This is a genomic window from Photobacterium pectinilyticum (assembly GCF_024357955.1).
GTDB lineage: Bacteria > Pseudomonadota > Gammaproteobacteria > Enterobacterales > Vibrionaceae > Photobacterium > Photobacterium pectinilyticum.
In genome coordinates this window covers 32560-53960 of sequence record NZ_JANEYT010000021.1, presented here as the reverse complement: position 1 = coordinate 53960, position 21401 = coordinate 32560, and the positions used below count along the sequence as shown (strand labels likewise).

The window sequence follows — 21401 nt, the reverse complement described above, 5'->3', positions numbered from 1 at the left end:
AGGGTATTTATTCCTCGTAGGTAACCTCGGCATTGAATGAGTAGCCGTTGCCACGGATTGTTTTGATCAACCGCTGCTGGGTACCCTTATCACCTAAACGCTGGCGCAAACGGCTCAACTGAACATCAATACTTCGTGCCGATGGCGTCGCTTCGCGACCACGTGTCGCAAAGGAAATCGTATCGCGGTCTAACACTTCGTTAGGGCGCATCAAAAACAGCATCAACAAGGCGAAGTCACTGCCGCTGAGCTCGTAATCTTTGTCTTTTTCCAAATCATATATACGCTGGGCAGCGGTATCCAAGCGCCAGTTGGCAAACCGGATCGCCTTGGGAACCGATGGCATCTGTTGCGCTTCGGTCGGCTTAACACGTCGCAATAGCGCTTTAATACGCGCCATCAGCTGTCGCGGGCTGAACGGTTTGGCGATATAGTCATCAGCCCCCAGCTCAAGCCCAATGATCTGATCCATTTCGTCTGAAACAGCGGTGAGCATGATAATAGGTACATCAGAGGTTTTTCGGATGTATTGGCACAGGGTAAAGCCGTCATCACCCGGCATCATCACATCCAGCAAGATCAAATCAGGAGTCCCCATTGCCAGGCGGCGTTTCATTTCCTCCCCTTCTGCAGCCGTTATTACCGTAAACCCTGCTTTGGTAAGGTATTCATCCAGCAATTCGCGAATTTCCTGGTCATCATCAACAACAAGAACCTTCTTGCTTGTGTTCATTACGTCTTCCTTTTGCCCGAGCAAGGGCTTTTCCCTAGCTCGTTTACACATTCTTCCGGGCAACTTCATGCCAAAAAGCAATATGCCAACGCCAAAATAATACCGTGCGCTAACATATCAAACTGAATCAAAAAAGGCGCGTACCGCGCCTTATAATCATGATCTGAATAAATAAAAATGACAAACATAGTAACCATTTGCCACTAGCGATGACACGATTGAAGCTTATGCGACACCCATTTTGATCTTGTATTTCGATACCGCTTGCTCAAAGAACTCTCGTTCGTCGTCATCAGCAATATTGCCAGTCACTTCGGCAAAAACCTCATAGCCTTTCTTGCCATTCTTTACCTGCCAAACGGAGTAAGAAGCTTGCTTATCCAGTTCCACCCGATTTTTTTCTGCTTCTGAAAGCAATGATAAATTATGCATGCTCTACATCCTATTCCGATCAATTCGGTGACGATTTTATCCCAAACCCCCGTTATTCCCAAGGTACTCTTAAGCGATCACCAGCGGAAAAGCCCGCATTTCTCCCCATAATAGTAAGGGGAAAAATGCAGGCTTAGCAAAACGATAGAAACTAAGGGATCAGAACCCGAGCAACCACTTAAAGGTGATAAAGAAACCAGCAACCACAGCCATCGTCAATGCGACACTGGCTACAGGACTAAGTGTTGCCGCGCACGGGTTGCTAATCGCATCGGCCAGGCTTGGCTCTTCAAAATCAGTCTTTTTCTGTGATTGAATCAGCTCATTCACATAGTGATCGATAGTATCAATAGACTCTTCTACCGAATCAATAACCTGGGCACCTAGCCAACGTTCTTGGCTTATCAATTGCTGGGACTCAATATGGCGCACCCCAGTAAAACGTCCGGTACGGCGATCAACGACCGATACCGCCATGTAACCCTGATCTTCGTTCCATACCCAGCAAGGCAAATAGTTACCTTCAATATTGACTTGGCTTGGGAATGGGAAACGTGCATTGCTGACCATATCGACCAACTTCTCTTTTGCATCACACAAGCCGTGCAGTTGCTGAAGGCATGTTTCTAACCAATACGGGAAATTATTGCGAAATGCACTCTGGCGAAGCGGAGCAAGGCGAGCGGCTCCCCTTACTACAAACTCGGTAATATGCTGACTAACATCACTTTGATTTGGCCAGCACTGCTGCGCAGATGAAGTGGGTAAAGTCAGGCGCTGACAAATAGTGCCTTTAGGAGAAACGAGTTTCAGTGCTTGCTGGCTACCTTCCATCGAAGGAAGATATTCGATATGCCAAGGCTTAGCGACTTTTCGCATAATGGCCCGGTACACCTGATCAACTGTGGATTGATAATGATCATAGTTGCTCATAGGGCACCTCCGGGGGTGTTTTCTGGACTAACCTCAGTATACCAAAAAACACCCTTCATTATGGTGATCAGAATCTTGTTTTGAATAGGAGGTAAATACCTCTGCAATGCCGATATCGACACAATTTCATCGGATAGAAAAACGACAGGAGGCAACCCGCACTGACAGCCCATACGAATGCGGATAACTGAGTATATTAAAGACCAGCGCTGACCCCAAATAGGATTGAATTATTGGTCACATCTCCCATATCACGATATTCATAATTCAATGAAAGGTCGACAAATGGCAGCATGGAAAAAACGACCCCAGCACCACCGGCAAACCCCCACCCATCTTCACTTTCTCTAGGCTGGCCTGGTTGACTGACATCATAATCGTAGTAATTGGTACCGAGTTTTCCGTACACACTGCCTATCACCAAGGGTAAGTCCGCCCGAAGCGTTAACGGGAATGAGGTGTAGTCAATTTCATTTTTTGCCACCTGGTTCGGCGCGTCTATGTCTACACTTCCTTGCACCACACCCGCATTAACACTAAAAATATCATTGATATGGTAGGCTCCATTAATACCATACTCAACACTGGTATCATCATTGCCCTGATACTCAACGCGAGCGCCCCCCACCGTCGCTCCGACGGAAATGCCCAGTAGATCTGCTGAAACAGGCGCTGCACAGAATAATAACGTCGCCACTAACCCTCGTCTTCTCATAGTTCCTATCCTTCGAAAATTCTAACCGCATCCTTATTATGCGTAGTTTGCATCACAGCAAATTACCAATTCTATTGTTGTTTTCCGTCTCGTAGCTCAACTCTGCCTATACTCATGAAACAGGTTTTCATTCACCATACTGTCCGGAGGGGTAGCCTATATCATGCGATATCTCTGCGTCTTGGTTTTGCTCGTCCTGAGTGGCTGTGACAGTACAGACGATACACCGGATGCCGATACCATCTATATCAACGGCACCATCCTTACCCTGTCAGCTCATACCGAGAAAGTCACTGCGATTTCATTCAAAAACGGTAAAGTACAAGCAATTGGTACCCGCATCGGTGTCATGCGCCACCAAGGTGATATTACAGAAGTCATCGATTTGGACGGCAATACCATGATCCCTGGTTTTTTTGCCGGCAACAGTGAGTTTTCCAAACACCTTGAACAAACAGCAGACATTGAACAAGCCCAGCTATCATTCGCCAGCCAAGGGATCACAACACTGGTCGATATCGGTATCAATAGCACTGAACTCGTGGCCTTGCTTCAGCATGCTAACGCTAACGAGCTACTGTTAGATATCATCGCAATTCCCAATGTCAGTGAAATAGAAGCCTTAGTCGATAATGATCAATTCACCTTTGGCTTGTACAACAACAAGCTAAAAGTAGCCGGCTTTTCACTGGCTCTTGACGGTGATGCATCAGACTACACTGCTTGGATGGCTTACCCTTACCAAGAAAACCCGGCCTTACCTAAACAGAATTGGCGTAGTGAACCACAGTTGCCTTTCAGCACCTTTTACAGCGTATTCCAATTAGTTGTCGAAAATGAGCTCCAACTCTTTATCCATGCCATGGGCGATGCCGCTATCGATGCCATTATCCAAGCTGGCTATGACCTAAAACTCAATGCCGAACAAAATCAACGCCATGTCGTTGTGATGTCTCGCTATATGCGCAATAACCAGTTGCAGCATTATACCAAGCTGGGATTGATCGGCTGCTTTGACACCAGCAACATTTATCAGCAGGGAGAGGATGATATCGAAAAGCTCGGTCTCAGGCGTGCCAATGGCCAGAGCCCGATTAAGCAAGCATTAGAGGATAGTTTACCCGCCAGCAACATTTGTTTCCCCGGTCCAATGGCTGCTGATACCGTTTTCTCATTGTGGTCTGCTGTCAATCGGGTGACAGCAGAAGGAGAGATCATCGGTAGTGGGCTGCGCCTAACCCCTCAGCAAGCCCTACAGGCGATGAGCACCCATGCAGCCTTCCAGTTTTTTGAAGATGGTAGTAAAGGTGAGCTGGTACCCGGAAAACAGGCCGATGCCGTGATCCTCTCTGCTAACCCGACAGCGATAGCTCCCGGGCTTATCAAAGACATCAAAGTTATCGAAACCATCAAACAAGGAAAGACTATCTTTCGCCGTTCCGCCATTGTCGACGACAGCAGCGACGCTCAGTAAGAATAATTGGCAATCCCTTTAACCGATATCACCTTTTATTTTTTTAGTGGGTATATTTGTTCCCACAATGGATATCAACACCAATGAAATCCATTACAGCATCACATTTTTACTCACATAGTTTCAGTGTTTTTCATTGATAGAAAACATCAACAAAAAACGAATTAAATACAAATATTTCAAACACTAAACTCAAAAACAAAATCCAACCACTAGATATCTATTACCATCTGCGCAAACGATACCCCTCACCTTTTCAACAGATTTAGTAATCAACACCTCATTTTTGATTAACGGCTCAATAAAGTGTGATCATGATCGCGAGATTACATCACATCCTTGCTTACACTTTAATCCATCAAAACGACACAGCGAGTCAAGGCGCCAAAAGAGCAGCCAACTACGTCGAAATACACAACAATATAGAGGGTAAACACATGAATGAGATTCTGCTTGCGGTTTTTGCAGGGTTAATTGTTGGTCTATTTTTCTCGGCCATTAAACTTCCACTGCCAGCGCCACCGGTGCTACCTGGCATTATGGGAATCGTCGGTGTTTACCTTGGTGGCGTCGCCTACCAAAGCATCGTTGAACGTTTTTTCTCTTAAACGCACATTTTTAAAAACGATACGGCGACAACATAACGTACAAACAACATTCCTGGAGTGAACTATGGCTACCCCACATATCAATGCTGAACTTGGTGATTTTGCAGAAACAGTCCTGATGCCAGGCGATCCACTGCGTGCAAAATTCATTGCAGAAAATTACCTAGAAGACGTTCAACTTGTTTGTGACGTTCGTAATATGTTCGGTTACACCGGTACTTATAAAGGCCAGCGTGTTTCTGTAATGGGCCACGGTATGGGTATTCCATCGTGCTCTATCTATGTTCACGAGTTAATCAAAGATTTCGGTGTTAAGAACATTATCCGCGTAGGTAGCTGTGGGGCTGTTCACGACGACGTTAAGCTGATGGATGTGATCATTGGTATGGGCGCGTCGACCGACTCTAAAGTTAACCGTATTCGCTTCAACGACCACGACTTTGCAGCCATTGCTGATTTCGGCCTACTGGAAACCGCCGTTAATGAAGCTCGCGCACAGAGCGTACCAGTACGTGTTGGTAACGTTTTCTCTGCCGATCTGTTCTACAGCCCAGAAGCCGACTTGTTCGACAAAATGGAAAAACTAGGCATGCTAGGCGTTGATATGGAAGCAGCGGGTATCTACGGTGTTGCCGCTGAGTTGGGCGCGAAAGCACTGACTATCCTGACAGTATCAGACCACATCAAGCGTGGAGAGAAACTAAGCTCAGAAGATCGCCAGAAGTCCTTTGCACAGATGATGAATGTTGCTCTGGAAACGGCCATTAAGCTATAACGAACCTACTGTGGTCGATGTAACCCCGATTCATCGGCCACACCTTAGTGTTCACATTCATACCAATACCATTTGCTCAGATGTTATCGGTATGACAGATAGTGAGAGTTATTAGTCTCTACAGCATTGTTTTGTTTGGCTATCAAGCAGCTCAACATTTTGTAAAATGTGGCGTCTTACACAATTTGAATGGCACTCGCGATGGAATGCCGGCGAAGATACCAAGACAAAGCTCGTTGTAGAAACTAATGGTACAGAGCTGGGGGGATACCTGCTCTGTACCACCCCCTTATGGGCTCTCCCCTGCCAACACATACACATAACGCGCTTGTTGCTTAAGCCCATGGATAAGGTTAGGCTGCCATGATGAATACACGCCGCATCGACAACGACGCATCGTTACTTCCCCAAATCTGTAACGGTCACCAACTTAATCATTGTAAAACCGTCAGCTGCATCCATTTTGGTTCTACCGACCCTCAACATTATGTCCTTCAGCGCAACAATCCGAACAAACCAATGTTGGTTTGCAAAGAGTGCGGAGCTTTCCCTCCTATCATCAATAACCATGACGTCGTGGAAGAAGCCTTACGCCTCAAGCAACAACAAAGCAGCGGCATGCCGGCTTGCAGCAACCCTGATTGTGAAAACCTTGGACTACCGGTACTGACCCACCGCCACCTTTATCACGCTTTTGGTTTTAGTGGTGATCGCCAGCGCTACCGTTGCAAATGCTGCCAAGCGACCTTTGTCGATCGTTGGTCGGGTTTTAATAGCAAAAACCTTATCCAGCAAAAATTGTTAGCCATGCTATTCACAGGCTATCCGGTCAGGGATATCTGCCGCCGCCTGAACATGAACCCCAAATCGTTCTACGATCAGCTATCGCATATTGCCAGCCGCTGTCGCCGCCAACTGGCTATGTTTGATGCTCGCTTGGTCAAACATGTACCACAGTTAGCACTCGCCTCGGATATCAGTGAACTGCAGCCTAATAGCGGGAACGGTGTGCTCTGGGTGGCCAGCAGTGAAGCTGAGTCCGGTTACGTATTGGCGCAAGACATCAATTACCAACCCGATGAGCACGAAGAGTGTAGCGAATGGCATGACCCTTACAGTAACGGGGCACGGTTTATGGCTCCTCCCCCGGTACAACTTGTTGAAGCTCCCAACACAATGCCACAGGGGTTACTTGCCCATATCGACGCGGTATACCGTCAAATCATGGCACGACCAAATTTCGAAGACCCGCTGTCGAGCAAGCCTCGGTTGAATTACCCCTCTAAAGGTTGTTTGATCCGGCCGCAATACACCGTGTATGCACATTATATGCACTTGCAACAAATGCTCGAACAAAATGAAGAACTTGCCATTTATATGCCGCAAGAAACCTTGCTTCGCTCGGCCTGTATCTCTATTTTTTGCGATCGTATCAAAGACAAAACCATACACCCAATTTATGTCGAGACCGATCCCGAATGGCAACATGGTCAACATGCGGGGCGAATTGATATTGTGCTAATGGGTTGGTGGCGGGACCGCTGGGCTTTCACCCGGAAAAACGACATCAGTAAAGGGATCTGCCATTTAGGCGGCGAAAAAGATAACGAAGGAAAATGGCTGGAGGTTGCTACCCACAGGACCATTACGCAATACCAGCAGCGCTTCCAAGATCAATTTGCCCAGTTCATTAATGAACCACGGCGTAAGCTGCGACCGGGTGGCCTGTTGCCCTTACTCGATATCTATCGCGCCTGGCACAATTTATGTCGCCAGGATAGAGACGGCATCACCCCGGCCCAACAAATGGGGTTGATTGCCACACCGTTGACCCTTGAGCAACTTCTTAGCTAATACCAATAATGATGGGGAGATCCAATTTCTCCCCTTCCTTTCCACGTACCTGTTGATAAATTCATGGAAGATATATCACACTCGTACCAACGTATGGGTGTATTGCCCAAGGGCACGCTGCAATGAAATGGAAGTTCACGGATGATACCCAATAAAATTAAGCCAATTATACTCGGAAGTATGCTGTTTATCGGCATTGTACCGGCCTTTATCTATAACTGGCTCAGCAGCGATAAACTGACAACGGTAGCAACCGAGCAAATCGCCAAAGGGCTAAGCAGCCGCACCGAATTAGCTGCGCACAACCTTGATGATATCCTCGCCCAGCGCTTGTTGAGCATCCGCAAACTCGCCAGCTCGCCTGTTTTCGAACTATCGAGCTTGGGACATAGAGAAGCTCACTCTCCAGAACAACGAACCTTTATCAGTAACTATCTCAAGGAGTTGTCTGAGGTTGATCCCAGCTTCAATCAAATTGACTTAATCGAAGCAAGTCAGCAATCATTAACAGCGGTTGCTAGCTCTGCCGATACGCTGCCAACAAACATTGAAACAACCCTGGAACAAGCCGGACTGGCAGACATCACCCAACAGCTCATCACGCTGAGCAGCGATAAAGCCAAACTGCTGATCTCGCCACCGCAATACCAAAACGATATTGCCTACCTGTATATCATCAGTACGGTGACCCACCAGCATCATGCCGATGAAACACACGAAATCTATCTGGTGATCCGCTACCAACTCGATGAGCTCAACGCGCAACTGACATTCCTGGGCGAGCGGATCAGCAATAGCGACTACATCATGCTAATCAATCACAACGCCGACATCATTCTTTCAGGCCGCCACCAAGGAATGAACCTAGCGATATTTGACGATTTCCAGGCATACATACGCCAACAGTTTCATCATACTCAGCGAAACCAACAACTCGATAGCCAGAATTCAAAAGACCTGCACAGCTTTAACAATCGCCAAGGGCAAGCGATGGTCACAACGCTTGCTCCGCTCAATATCCATCTCGAGGGGCAAGCAAACTGGTACCTCGCCTCCATCACTCCCGAGCACACGGTAACAGCCACCATCGACTACCTTCAACAGTATTTCCTGCTGACACTGCTGTTTACTGCCGGTATCGTCATCGTACTGTCTTTAATGCTAACCAAGCACATCACCGTTCCTATTGCGGCGCTGACCCGGTTGGCCGCCCAGTTCAAACTTGGCAATTACTCACGTAGCAATCAGTTCAAAGGCCCCTATGAATTCAAAGTCCTGCACGATGCATTGAATCAAGGTGCCGACAAAATCACCAGAGATACCAAACGCCTAAACCAAGCACGGCACAAGGCAGAATCTGCGGACAGAGCTAAATCGGCTTTTCTGGCTAATCTATCCCATGAGATCCGTACTCCGATGAACGGGATGCTGGGTTTATCACAGTTACTGCTAAAAACTGAGCTCAACAAGGAGCAAGAGCAACATATGCGCACCTTGCTCGAGTCAGGTAAACACATGATGACTCTGCTTAACGATATTTTGGATTTCTCCAAGATTGAGCAGGGGCAATTGAAGCTTGATCCCACCCACTTCTGCTTTACCGATCTGGTTGGGGCCATCGAGAGTACCTACTATTCGCTGGCGAAGGAAAAAGGCATCGAGTTCGATATCCAGTGTGACTTTGACCGCCGCCAATGGTTCTATGCCGATAAGGCGCGGATCCGGCAGATCCTTTTTAACCTCATCAGCAATGCGATTAAATTCACCGAAAAAGGCACGGTCTCAGTATCACTATCACTCACCACGGGGGAATCAAGTGGTGATCAATACCTCCACATTGCTATTAGCGATAGCGGTATTGGGATCCCTACCGAACGCATCAACCTAATATTCGACCCTTTTGCCCAAGCCGAGGCATCGACCAGCCGCCGTTTTGGCGGTACAGGGTTGGGATTGAGTATCGTCAAGCAGTTGGCGCAACTAATGCGCGGACAAGTGTCTGTTTCCAGCGAGCAAGGAGTAGGCTCGACTTTCCATGTCTCTGTCATATTACAACCGGGGCAATTCACTGCCGAAGAAAGCAATGATATTGCCTTTGACAGTCAAGCTTTTGCAGGGCTCAAGGTTCTGATCGTCGAGGATAATCACCTCAATGTGCTGATCATTGAAAGTTTTCTTAAGCAGAGGGGCTTTATTCCGTCCATTGCCGAAAACGGTGCCGAAGCATTGAAAATACTGGAAACCCAAGCCTTCGACCTGATTTTAATGGATAACCATATGCCCGTGATGGATGGTATCGAAGCGACCCAGCGAATCCGTCAGCTTCCCCCTCCTGCCAGTGAAACACCGATATTTGCCTGCACTGCCGATGTCTTTGCCGAAACCCAGCGCAATATGCTCAAGGCTGGGGTGGAATGCATGATCACCAAGCCGCTGGACGAACGAAAACTGGTTGACGCCCTGCAACGCTTCAAGCACAAAATTACCCGCATGGCATCGCTGCATGACCAATATGCAGTGCCAGTCATCGACACGACAGAAACCGATAATAATGTTGAAGCCTTAGCACAGGATATCTCACCGCTAGACAGCGAATTAATAGAATCGCCAAGCTCTGCAGATAACCTAGACCCTGCAGATTTCCACTATATCGACCTAATCCCATTATTGGATATGATGGATAATGACAGTGCCATAGCAGCCCAATTCCTAAAAATGTTTGCAACTGAACATGGGAGTGATATTGAGCAGTTAGAAGACGCTATAGAGCAAAAGGATTTTGAGCAAGCCATTTTGATCAGCCACTCACTTAAAGGTGTATCAGGCAGCATCAGTGCCACCCAGGTACAACAAAGCGCCACGCTCGTTGAAAAGCAGCTTAAGCAAAACCAATGGCCAAGCCAGCAAGACATCTCGGCACTGCGGTTAGCGCTGAGCGCAACCATCGACGAGATACATCAACAACTAGGCGATATTGAAGATTTCGGCGAATCGCTTTTTTAATGTGTAATTAATCACATCAAGACCTATAACCCAAGTGACGTCAAGACGCTTGGGTTTTACACACCTCGGCCTTCATTAATACCAATCTGGATAAGTCGCTGATCAAGTATTTGCACTGGAAAAATCGTTGTTATCAAGGCAGATATTGCAGTAACTAGTGGCTCTAATTACAAAATATCTAACGCAGAGAACAGCGGTTTTAACCAGCAAGGGTCCGTCGTTTTGCTTATGGACAACAGCTCATCACAGCTAGAGGAAAAAACTGTCCTTCGTTAAGTGAACGCCCCACAATTAACCATATGATCACCATACGGATCATATGCTCAGTCTGGAAATTCATGCTCACTTGCGATTATTGCCCTAAAAACTGACAAATACGGCCTAACAAGCGCAAATCGAGTAAAAATTGAGATCAAATCAGGGTTTAAGAAGATTTATGATTGACAAAATATGCCAAAACGCTAATTATCGAATAACCAATTGTTCTTAATCGATCCATCCGCTCACCAACATTATTTTTGGTCTGATAAGGAAAGGTTAAGAAGACGTACTTATGACTTTACTAGCCGGAATTTTAGCTAGCATTGAAACAAAGCCCAACGAGAATAAGGTCGATATTTATGAGCACTAAACTGGAACAACTGCGCGCGCTAACTACTGTTGTTGCTGATACCGGCGATATTGAAGCTATCAGTAAGTACAAGCCAGAAGATGCGACCACTAACCCATCTCTGATCCTTAAAGCGGCTCAAATTGCCGAATACGCTCCTCTTATCGAACAATCTATTGCTTACGCAAAAACACAGAGTGATAACAAAAAACAACAAATCCAAGACACCTGTGACATGCTAGCCGTTAGCATTGGTAAAGAGATCCTAAATGTGGTCCCTGGACGTATTTCTACCGAAGTTGATGCGCGTCTTTCTTACGACACTGAAGGCAGCATTAAAAAGGCACGTCAGCTAATCAAAATGTACAACGATGCCGGTATTACGAATGACCGCATCCTGATCAAACTAGCTTCTACCTGGGAAGGTATCCGCGCTGCAGAAGTACTGGAAAAAGAAGGTATCAACTGTAACCTGACTCTTCTATTCTCATTTGCCCAGGCGCGCGCTTGTGCCGAAGCCGGTGTTTACCTGATTTCTCCTTTTGTTGGCCGCATCATGGACTGGTACAAAGCCAAAGAAGGTCGTGACTTCGACGCTCAAGAAGATCCAGGTGTTATTTCTGTATCTAGCATCTACAACTACTACAAAGAGCACGGTTACAAGACTGTGGTTATGGGCGCAAGCTTCCGTAACATCGGCGAGATCCTAGAACTTGCTGGTTGTGACCGTCTAACTATCGCCCCTCAATTATTGGCTGAACTAGAAGCAGCTGAAGGTGAAGTGGTAGAGAAGCTAATCGACTCTAACGGCACTAAAGAACGTCCTGCAGCAATGACTCATGCTGAGTTCCTATGGGATCACAACCAAGATCCAATGGCTGTTGAGAAACTGGCAGAAGGTATCCGTAACTTCGCTGTCGATCAGGGCAAGCTTGAAACAATGATTGCAGAGCGTCTATAACCCTGCAGATATAATTTTAGAAAGCGGCCAATTGCCGCTTTCTTCCTTTTTCGATTAAAACAAATTCATAGTGGATACAAATATGGAACGTAAAGTGTTGGCAAATGCAATCCGTGCCCTGAGCATGGACGGTGTACAACAGGCAAACTCTGGTCACCCTGGAGCTCCTATGGGTATGGCTGATATTGCCGAAGTATTGTGGCGTGGCCACATGAACCACAATCCACAAAACCCTGAGTGGGCTGACCGCGACCGCTTCGTGCTGTCTAACGGCCACGGTTCAATGCTGATCTACTCACTGCTTCACCTTACAGGTTACGAGCTGTCAATTAACGATCTGAAAAACTTCCGTCAACTTCACTCAAAAACACCAGGCCACCCAGAATATGGTTATGCGCCAGGTATTGAAACAACAACTGGCCCACTAGGCCAAGGCATCACCAATGCTGTGGGTATGGCAATGGCAGAGAAAGCCATGGCTGCGCAGTTCAACCGTGACGGCCACGACATCGTCGACCACCACACATACGCCTTCATGGGCGACGGCTGTCTGATGGAAGGGATCTCTCACGAAGCGTGTTCTCTTGCTGGTACTCTAGGTCTAGGCAAGCTGATCGCCTTCTGGGATGACAACGGTATCTCTATCGACGGTCACGTTGAAGGTTGGTTCTCTGATGATACACCTAAGCGTTTCGAAGCATACGGCTGGCACGTAATACCAGCAGTAGATGGTCACGATTCAGAAGCAATCAATGCTGCAATTGAAGTGGCTAAAGCAGATCCTCGTCCAACGCTTATCTGTACTAAAACAGTGATCGGCTTTGGTTCTCCAAACAAATCAGGTACACACGACTGTCACGGTGCACCATTAGGCGCTGAAGAAATTGCAGCAACTCGTACACAACTAGGCTGGGAGCACGGTCCTTTTGAAATTCCGTCGGAAGTTTACTCAGAGTGGGATGCGAAAGAAGCAGGCGCAGCTAAGGAAGCAGCGTGGAACGAGAAACTTGCAGCTTATGAAGCAGCACACCCTGAGCTGGCAGCTGAATTCAAACGCCGCGTAAATGGCGATCTGCCTGCTGAGTGGGAAGAGAAGGCGAACGCTATCATCGCTGATCTGCAAGCCAACCCAGCTAACATTGCATCACGTAAAGCGTCTCAAAACGCGCTTGAAGCATTCGGCCAGATGCTACCTGAGTTCATGGGCGGCTCTGCTGACCTTGCACCTTCAAACCTAACAATGTGGTCTGGTTCAAAGTCGCTAGAAGCGAAAGACTTCTCAGGCAACTACATCCACTACGGTGTTCGTGAATTCGGTATGACCGCGATCATGAACGGTATCGCACTACACGGCGGTTTCGTACCTTACGGTGCAACCTTCCTGATGTTCATGGAATACGCGCGTAACGCAATGCGTATGGCCGCACTGATGAAAGTGCAGAACATCCAGGTATACACTCACGATTCTATCGGTCTGGGTGAAGATGGTCCGACTCACCAACCGGTTGAGCAAATTGCATCACTTCGTCTGACACCAAACATGAGCACATGGCGTCCATGTGATCAGGTTGAATCCGCGGTGGCTTGGAAACTGGCTATCGAACGTAAAGACGGCCCGACAGCGCTGATCTTCTCACGCCAGAACCTAGCCCAGCAGCCGCGTTCTGAAGCACAAGTGGCTGACATCGCTAAGGGTGGCTACATCCTGAAAGATTGTGAAGGTAAGCCAGAGCTTATCCTTATCGCCACCGGCTCTGAAGTTGAGCTAGCAGTAAGTGCTGCCGCTGAACTAACAGCTGAAGGTAAGAAAGTACGCGTAGTGTCTATGCCTGCTACAGATGCATTTGACAAGCAAGACGCAGCATATCGTGAAGCGGTACTGCCATCTGACGTCACTGCGCGTATTGCTATCGAAGCGGGTATTGCTGACTTCTGGTACAAATACGTTGGTTTCGACGGCCGTATCATCGGTATGACAAGCTTCGGCGAGTCTGCACCGGCAGGCGAGCTATTCAAGATGTTCGGCTTCACAACCGAGAACGTCGTTGAAACAGCTAAAGAGCTACTTGCGTAAGCAAAAATAGCCATTACCTTTCAAGCCAGGCATTTTGCCTGGCTTTTTTATATCTCGTCCTATGGTCCTCAGGCTTTTCTCTATCATCGCCAAAAAGCGTTCATAAGCCTCAAGCTATTAAAAATCGAGTTTACTTTTAATAGCTTCTTTCTATGACGGCTTGTTTTCTTATACCAATTTGGATAAGTCGTTGATCAAGTATTTGCACTGGAAAAATCGTTGTTATCAAGGCAGATATTTTGTAACTAGTGACTCTAATTACAAAATATCTAACGCAGAGAACAGCGGTTTTAACCTGCAAGACTGATCAGATATTTATGTCGGTTAGTATTAGATAGGTTTCACCTATCAAATCAATAGAAACGTCCGATTTCTAAATTTTTCGGTGGTATTGCATTATAACTCCATCGACGCAGGACAGCGTCAAACACGATAAATAAGAAAGAGAGTTAAAGCATGATCAATTCAGAAATCAAACCATTCCAGGCAACAGCATTCAAAAACGGCGAGTTCGTAGAAATCACAGAACAAGACGTAAAAGGTAAGTGGGCTGTATTCTTCTTCTACCCAGCAGATTTCACTTTTGTATGTCCAACAGAGCTTGTTGACCTGCAAGAAAAGTACGCAGAACTTCAGTCTCGTGGCGTAGAGGTTTACTCAGTATCAACTGACACGCACTTCTCTCACAAAGCGTGGCACGATACATCTGACAAGATCGGTACTATCGAGTACTTCATGGTAGGTGACCAAACTGGCACTATCACCAACAACTTCAACGTAATGCGTGAAGGTCAAGGCCTTGCAGACCGCGCGACTTTCCTCATCGACCCAGAAGGCGTTATCCAAGCGATGGAAATCACTGCTGAAGGTATTGGTCGTGACGCTGAAGACCTACTACGCAAGGTTAAAGCAGCACAATACGTAGCGGCTAACCCAGGTGAAGTTTGCCCAGCAAAATGGAAAGAGGGCGAAGAGACTCTAGCGCCATCTCTAGACCTTGTTGGTAAAATCTAAAATCAACTGAATAGCGGACACTATTCGGTTTGACAGGCACGCTTTGGCCTACCTCCTAAAGGGCTGGGCGTGCCGCCCCAAACAAGCTATCCGCAGCCAAAAACAATCCATCCCACAAAATGTTTGCCGACTTGCGCCCCCTTTTTATATTCCTTTAAAGCAAGAAGGTATTGGTCAATACCAAGAAACAGAATTTAAGAGTAGGCACGATTATGTTAGATCAAGCAATGAAGCAGCAGCTTAAAGCATACCTAGAAAACCTAAAAACCGATGTACAGCTAGTACTTAGCCTTGATGGCAGCGAAACCGCTAACAAGCTTCAGGCTTTAGCAGATGATATCGCGTCTCTAACAAACAAAATTATCGTCACCCGTGATGACAGCGCCAGTTCGCGCCAGCCAATCATGCAGGTGGTGAACCAAGAAAAAGGCACAGCAATTGGATTTGCCGGCCTGCCAATGGGACACGAGTTTACCTCTCTAGTGCTAGCACTGCTTCATAGTGGTGGTCACCCAATTAAACTCGAAGCGGAAACAATCGAACAAATCAAAGAACTTAACCAACCCTTGAACGTTGAGATCTTCATTTCACTGTCATGCCAGAACTGTCCAGAAGTCGTTCAAGCATTCAACATGATGTCTGCTATTAACCCGCTAATTAAAACAACCATGATTGACGGCGCAGCATTCCAAGACGAAGTAAAATCTCGCGACATCATGGCGGTGCCAAGCGTATTTATCAACGGTGAGTTATTTGGCCAAGGCCGTATGTCACTGGCTGAAATCCTAAATAAAGTCGATACAACTGCGGTAGAAAAGAAAGCGGCAAACCTAAACAAGCAAGAGCCGTTTGATGTTCTCGTTGTTGGTGGCGGTCCTGCAGGTTCTTCAGCGGCAATCTACGCAGCCCGTAAAGGCATTCGCACCGGTGTCGTGGCAGAGCGTTTTGGTGGCCAAGTGATGGATACCATGGCTATCGAGAACTTTATTTCAGTGAAAGCGACAACCGGCCCTAAGTTGGTCGCAAGCCTGGAAGAACACGTAAAAGAATACGGTGTCGAGATAATGACTGAGCAGCGCGCAGCCAATATCATCGACGCAGAAGAAACAACCGATGGTTATATCCATGTGGAACTAGAAAGCGGTGCAGTATTGAAAGCTCGTACTGTCATCACAAGTACAGGTGCGCGCTGGCGCGAGATGAATGTTCCTGGTGAGCAAGAATACCGTAATAAAGGTGTCGCTTACTGCCCACACTGCGATGGCCCATTGTTCAAAGGCAAGAAAACAGCCGTGATTGGTGGCGGTAACTCTGGCATCGAAGCGGCTATCGACCTAGCCGGTATCGTTGAGCACGTAACGGTTCTTGAATTTGCTGATACGCTACGAGCAGACCAAGTACTGATTGATAAAGCGAACGCAACGCCGAACATCGAAATCATCAAGATGGCACAGACAACCCAAGTTCTGGGTGATGGTAACCGAGTAACAGGTCTTGAGTACAAAGACCGTAATACCGATGAACTGAAGCAAATCGAACTCGCGGGTATATTTGTCCAAATCGGCCTTATGCCAAACAGCGAATGGTTGAAAGGGACTAACGTTGAGCTATCACCACGTGGTGAAATCGAGATTAACGCACACGGTGCAACATCTATGAAGGGTGTATTTGCAGCGGGTGATGTAACAACAGTCCCATACAAACAAATCATTATCGCGATGGGTGAAGGAGCCAAAGCAAGCTTAGGTGCTTTCGATTACTTAATCCGCAACCCAGCACCCGCTAAAGCGGCCGAGACAGCATAAGGAATTTATCTAGCCTTAAGCATTATCGTTCTTTTGTCGACATTACGACGCCACTTCTGAGCAATCAGAAGTGGCTTTTTTTGTTTGACGAGGCTTCGTTGTAGTGGCGGAGCGGCTGGGGTCGCACTCGACCGGGACTCATTCGACCGAAGGGCGAACGCTTAAATTCAACACATACAAAAAAGCCCCGTCATTTCTGACGAGGCTTCAATGTAGTGGCGGAGCGGACGGGACTCGAACCCGCGACCCCCGGCGTGACAGGCCGGTATTCTAACCAACTGAACTACCGCTCCAATTCTGTATGAAACTCGATGGTAACCATCCAATTTCTAGAATGTGGTGGAGACGCTCTGGGAATGGAGGATTTGAACCCTACTTCCCCAGAAGTCAAACAGCCAGTAAAAATACTGACTATTAAAATGTGGCGGAGAGATAGGGATTTGAACCCTAGATACGCTACAAACGTATGCCGGTTTTCAAGACCGGTGCTTTCAACCACTCAGCCATCTCTCCGTTATGCGGCGTATATTAATTCGCTTGAGATCCATTGTAAACCCCCAAACCATCCAACCGGTCACTTATTCAGCACTCAGTGCCAAATAATCACTTTTCGTTCACGCCCCTGGCTAGAACACCAGCAAATACTTTAGATTAGAGCCATAACTTCCACAAAGGCCTCGCCCCCCAAAGCAGCCAAAACACCATTGATGGCATAAACTTTTTCTTTCGCCATAAGAACTGTGCTTGGTGTTTAAGAAAAGCGGCTTTCAAAAAGGCATCGGCTAACTGCTGAGACTCATCGGCATTCACCTTCCGAAGCTCATCGATCTCACTTCCAGCTAAAAGCTCTCGTTGTTTCCCTTCTTCAAGCCATTGTCGAACAATATAATCGGCCCTCTCCATCAGCTCTGTTTGCGGAGCGACATCTTGAATTAAACCGATAGCTAGGGCTTGTTGAGCATCAGGTTTCCATCCCTCAGCCCCAAGCATTCGCTGAGCACTTTCTTCTCCAATCAAGCGAGGTAAATGCACACTGGAACAGCCTTCAGGAGTAACCCCTAATGCCGCAAAGGGCGTCGAAAATGTTGCATTATCAGCCGCAATGATGCCATTGGCGAGTGTCGCTGATGTGACGCTGGCACCGATTGCTGGGCCATTTACTGCAATCAACAATGGCTTAGTGCAACCAAGGAAAACATCGAACAACGCTTGGTTATTTTCAGCAATTAACTCTCGCAACTTACGCGGTGGCATTAACTTTAAGGTACCACTGAGGTTCACCCCGGCAGAATAATAGTTTCCCGCACCGGTTAAGATAACAGCTTTAACGCTATCCTCGCCGTTTGCCTTTTCAAAAACCTCTTTGAGGGCATTCATCATCGCCATGGTCCAGCCATTTAACTTGCCTGGACGATTCATAGTAATGGTCAAAACGCCCTGCTCCCGCCGGGTCATTAAATGGCCTGCAGATACCGGTGTTAAATTCATATCGTTCAAAATGGCGCCTCCCTTCAGTGATACTCATTTTAGTTATGTACCCAAATGAATAATCCGCTACTCCAGTCAACTTTTCTCTGTAACCCTCTACAACAATAGCTACCGATGTTTAACCTAGATCTAATCCTTATTCAAAGCCGTTTAGAAAGCCAGCAACTGCGGTATCGATCACGCTAATGCAAGACAGCAACAGCTAGGGTATAGATAAAAGTTAGAACAAAGAAACTAAGATTCATCACTGCCTACAATTAGCTTGATTCAGGGGTATATTGAGCCTTGATAAAGCCTAAATTGAAAAGTTTGCTGGCCTAACACCTTTACTCGGCAACCAATGATTTGAGCACAGTTAACTTTGCAATTTAGTATTGCGGAGTTAGGCAGATGGAAAAACTTAAATTAGCTAAGGAATTGTTTACCAGACCATTAACCCTTGATGAGTTATATATGCTGGATCAGCTCGAGCGACAATCAAAAGGGCAGGAAAAACTGTACATTGCCTCGTTATGGGATGCTGCCTACGCACTTGTTGACCCAGCAGTACTCCACCAAGCTCGTGAAGCTGGGCTACTATAGCCATTGTTTTTATGGTGGTTTTATTTATGGGGAAAGGTAAGCGATATTTCCCCAACCTCAACTCTCTTTTATTAAACAAAATTTAAATTCACTAAATTTTTTTTAATTTTTTATTTATCCCTACTCTTAATTAATGATTCCACCTTCATAATACATTGTTAAGTCACAATAATTTAATAATACAAATAAATCAACAAAGGCATAAAACCGCTAACGTGATTAATATCACCTTAATTCCGTCAAGAAACATTAATTTAGTGATCAAAATCATGAAGATATATTTTCAATAGTGATGAGTTTATCATTTTCAAAAAAGCGCCTTTGATTAGCATAAAATAATACAATAAGTTAAGCGTGTATCGAGAACATTAAGGTGTAAGGATGAACACGCATAAAAAAATTGCTCTAGATGCAATTGAACTCGTTAGGCCAGCCATTGAGCGCCTATTCTCAAGAACCAACCGACAAGAACTGCATATCGTTGTTATGGATCCCCGCATTAAGCCGTGGGAGGCCAGCTTTGAAGAAGCCATTTTAGTTGAAACCTCTATTGGCCAACCGGATACATGGACGATTCCTTTTGACCAACTTGCTCGTAAAAAAGCCCAGCAGGCTTGGCGTGATTCTCAGGCCAACATCAATCATCAAACGAGCCACCCATCATCATTGCGCGATGACGATGTGCTGTTTTACGGCTCCTTTGTCTACGGCAATGTCGTCGTGGCCTGCAGCGGCGTACAACAGTGGTATGACATGCTGATCAGTGGATGGATCGCCCTCGCCATTGAGCAACTGACTATCAACGACTACCAAACTCAAAAAATTGAAAATCCAACTCAAACTTACCGATGTGAAAAATAACAATAGGTATTAATAATATGAATAAATTACTAAAAGCAGTCATGGTTACCGCAGGTGTATTGGCTTCAGCAACAGCAATGGCTGCTGATTATCCAACAAAGAATATCCGCTTGGTTGTGCCTTTTGGTGCCGGTGGTGGTACAGATGCGGTGGGCCGTACGTTGGCCAATAGCGCCAAAGATGTTCTGGGCCAAAATATTGCCGTCATGAACCGTACCGGTGGTGCAGGTGCAGTAGGGATGAGCTTTGGTGCCCAGCAACGTGCCGATGGTTATACCCTGACTGTTGTTACACGTGAAATAGCCTCACTGCCACAAATGGGCTTAATGCGCCATACGGCTGATGATTTCAAGCTGATCCGCATGGTTAACCTAGACCCAGCCGTTGTTCTAGTTGCAGCCGATAGCCCGTACAACAGCATCAACGATTTGATTGAAGAAGCCAAAAAAGAGCCGGGTAAAGTGAAGTTTGCTTCAACCGCTGCGCCAAACTTCTACCTAATGGCACTTGAGAAAGACCAAGATATTAAACTAAACGCGATTCCTTATAACGGTGCGTCTGAAGCAATCCCAGCGGTTCTTGGCAACCACACTGATGTCACCATGGTGACACCAGGCGAGGCGATTGCCCAACTTCGTTCAGGCCAGCTAAAAGCCCTTGGTGTGATGTCCGATGAACGTATCTCGTTTATTAAAGACGTTCCAACACTGAAAGAGCAAGGTGTAGATGTCGTGACAGGTACATGGCGCGGTATCGGTGCACCTAAAGACACTCCTGACCACATTATTGAAAAACTGGGTGCAGCATTTGACGAAGCGATGGCTAGCGAAGAGTTCAAGTCATTCATGGCTACTGGCGCGATGACCATTCACAATCTCAACGCCGAAGAGTTTACTAAGTTTGTTTACGAAGATACTCAAGCCCTAGGCACGCTAATTAACTAATTTTGTAAGGAGCCAGCCCGTGCTGGCTCTATTTTTTTGTACTCGTTCACCACAAGGATGGATTCTATGCTGAATAGAAACTTTCTTTTCCCGTCCCTGATCATTTTATTAGGTGCCGCCTCCCTCTTTATTATTAGCCAATTCGACAAACCCATGTTTCAAGATGCCAGTGTCGATGCCGCTTTTTTTCCAACTGTGGTGGTCATCGCCATGATGGTTATCTCGACAGTATTAATTTTCCAACACTGGCAACAAACGAAACTCAAGAAAAACGCACAAATAGATCATGAAGAGCCACTTTTCTCTAAACTCTCTATTTTTGGTGTCACTTACCTGATTGGCTATGCTTTCTTAATTCACATTCTCGGCTATCTGTTTGCAAGCCTTATTGCCTTCACCCTGTATCTTATTTACTTCAAGGTGAAGAAACCTCTCTATTATGTGATTGCAGCCGTTTTTGTTTTTTCTGTTTATTACTTATTCGGCGAAGTGTTTGTAATCGCACTTCCTGATGGCATCATTTTGTAAGAGTCTG

General features: G+C 46.4%; 18 protein-coding genes and 2 tRNA genes. 13 read left to right on the top strand and 7 right to left on the bottom strand.

Annotation, left to right across the window (positions count from 1 at the left end; genetic code table 11):
• Positions 1-7: 7 nt before the first annotated feature.
• From NHN17_RS11175 to NHN17_RS11160, 4 genes are all read right to left on the bottom strand, one after another.
• Complete coding sequence (locus tag NHN17_RS11175; RefSeq protein ID WP_255042577.1) at positions 8-733, bottom strand: response regulator; 726 nt, start codon at positions 731-733, stop codon at positions 8-10.
• Between the two features lie 225 nt (positions 734-958).
• On the bottom strand, positions 959-1165 hold the full coding sequence (locus tag NHN17_RS11170; RefSeq protein ID WP_255042575.1) for a DUF3283 family protein: 207 nt from the start codon (positions 1163-1165) through the stop codon (positions 959-961).
• 159 nt (positions 1166-1324) lie between these two features.
• A complete protein-coding gene (locus NHN17_RS11165; RefSeq protein WP_255042574.1) occupies positions 1325-2098 on the bottom strand; it encodes a hypothetical protein in 774 nt (257 codons plus the stop codon).
• 196 nt (positions 2099-2294) lie between these two features.
• On the bottom strand, positions 2295-2813 hold the full coding sequence (locus NHN17_RS11160; RefSeq protein ID WP_255042573.1) for a porin family protein: 519 nt from the start codon (positions 2811-2813) through the stop codon (positions 2295-2297).
• Positions 2814-2976: 163 nt separating this feature from the next.
• On the opposite strand from NHN17_RS11160, the gene NHN17_RS11155 reads away from it, so the two are divergent.
• The 9 genes from NHN17_RS11155 (at position 2977) to ahpF (ending at position 16991) form a co-directional block, all read left to right on the top strand.
• On the top strand, positions 2977-4287 hold the full coding sequence (locus NHN17_RS11155; RefSeq protein ID WP_255042572.1) for an amidohydrolase family protein: 1311 nt from the start codon (positions 2977-2979) through the stop codon (positions 4285-4287).
• A 437-nt stretch (positions 4288-4724) separates the two neighbouring features.
• Positions 4725-4895: a XapX domain-containing protein gene (locus tag NHN17_RS11150; protein ID WP_107351715.1), complete on the top strand. Its 171-nt coding sequence runs from the start codon at positions 4725-4727 to the stop codon at positions 4893-4895.
• 64 nt (positions 4896-4959) lie between these two features.
• Positions 4960-5670, top strand: a complete 711-nt coding sequence (gene deoD, locus NHN17_RS11145; protein ID WP_255042571.1) for a purine-nucleoside phosphorylase — start codon at positions 4960-4962, stop codon at positions 5668-5670.
• A 363-nt stretch (positions 5671-6033) separates the two neighbouring features.
• On the top strand, positions 6034-7524 hold the full coding sequence (locus NHN17_RS11140; RefSeq protein WP_255042570.1) for a lactate dehydrogenase: 1491 nt from the start codon (positions 6034-6036) through the stop codon (positions 7522-7524).
• A 141-nt stretch (positions 7525-7665) separates the two neighbouring features.
• Positions 7666-10527: an ATP-binding protein gene (locus NHN17_RS11135; RefSeq protein WP_255042569.1), complete on the top strand. Its 2862-nt coding sequence runs from the start codon at positions 7666-7668 to the stop codon at positions 10525-10527.
• A 620-nt stretch (positions 10528-11147) separates the two neighbouring features.
• Positions 11148-12098, top strand: coding sequence for a transaldolase (gene tal / locus NHN17_RS11130; RefSeq protein ID WP_255042568.1), 951 nt, complete (start codon positions 11148-11150; stop codon positions 12096-12098).
• An 82-nt stretch (positions 12099-12180) separates the two neighbouring features.
• A complete protein-coding gene (gene tkt, locus NHN17_RS11125; RefSeq protein ID WP_255042567.1) occupies positions 12181-14172 on the top strand; it encodes a transketolase in 1992 nt (663 codons plus the stop codon).
• Between the two features lie 456 nt (positions 14173-14628).
• Entirely contained in the window at positions 14629-15186 is a 558-nt protein-coding gene (gene ahpC, locus NHN17_RS11120; RefSeq protein ID WP_255042566.1) for an alkyl hydroperoxide reductase subunit C, read from the top strand.
• 212 nt (positions 15187-15398) lie between these two features.
• Positions 15399-16991 carry an alkyl hydroperoxide reductase subunit F gene (gene ahpF / locus NHN17_RS11115; RefSeq protein ID WP_255042565.1) on the top strand — a complete coding sequence of 531 codons (1593 nt, stop codon included), beginning with the start codon at positions 15399-15401 and terminating at the stop codon, positions 16989-16991.
• Between the two features lie 216 nt (positions 16992-17207).
• Here the strand turns inward: ahpF and NHN17_RS11110 are convergent.
• The 3 genes from NHN17_RS11110 to NHN17_RS11100 form a co-directional block, all read right to left on the bottom strand.
• Positions 17208-17284: transfer RNA gene (locus NHN17_RS11110), tRNA-Asp, on the bottom strand.
• A gap of 129 nt (positions 17285-17413) precedes the next feature.
• Positions 17414-17504: transfer RNA gene (locus tag NHN17_RS11105), tRNA-Ser, on the bottom strand.
• Positions 17505-17642: 138 nt separating this feature from the next.
• Positions 17643-18479: an enoyl-CoA hydratase/isomerase family protein gene (locus NHN17_RS11100; protein WP_255042608.1), complete on the bottom strand. Its 837-nt coding sequence runs from the start codon at positions 18477-18479 to the stop codon at positions 17643-17645.
• 390 nt (positions 18480-18869) lie between these two features.
• Here NHN17_RS11100 and NHN17_RS11095 point away from each other — a divergent pair, with 390 nt between their 5' ends.
• From NHN17_RS11095 to NHN17_RS11080, 4 genes are all read left to right on the top strand, one after another.
• Positions 18870-19061 (top strand): hypothetical protein, encoded by a 192-nt coding sequence (locus NHN17_RS11095; protein WP_255042564.1) that lies wholly within the window; start codon positions 18870-18872, stop codon positions 19059-19061.
• Positions 19062-19442: 381 nt separating this feature from the next.
• Entirely contained in the window at positions 19443-19922 is a 480-nt protein-coding gene (locus tag NHN17_RS11090; RefSeq protein ID WP_255042563.1) for a hypothetical protein, read from the top strand.
• A 17-nt stretch (positions 19923-19939) separates the two neighbouring features.
• Entirely contained in the window at positions 19940-20866 is a 927-nt protein-coding gene (locus tag NHN17_RS11085) for a tripartite tricarboxylate transporter substrate binding protein (protein ID WP_255042562.1), read from the top strand.
• A gap of 66 nt (positions 20867-20932) precedes the next feature.
• On the top strand, positions 20933-21394 hold the full coding sequence (locus tag NHN17_RS11080; protein ID WP_255042561.1) for a tripartite tricarboxylate transporter TctB family protein: 462 nt from the start codon (positions 20933-20935) through the stop codon (positions 21392-21394).
• Positions 21395-21401: the final 7 nt, after the last annotated feature.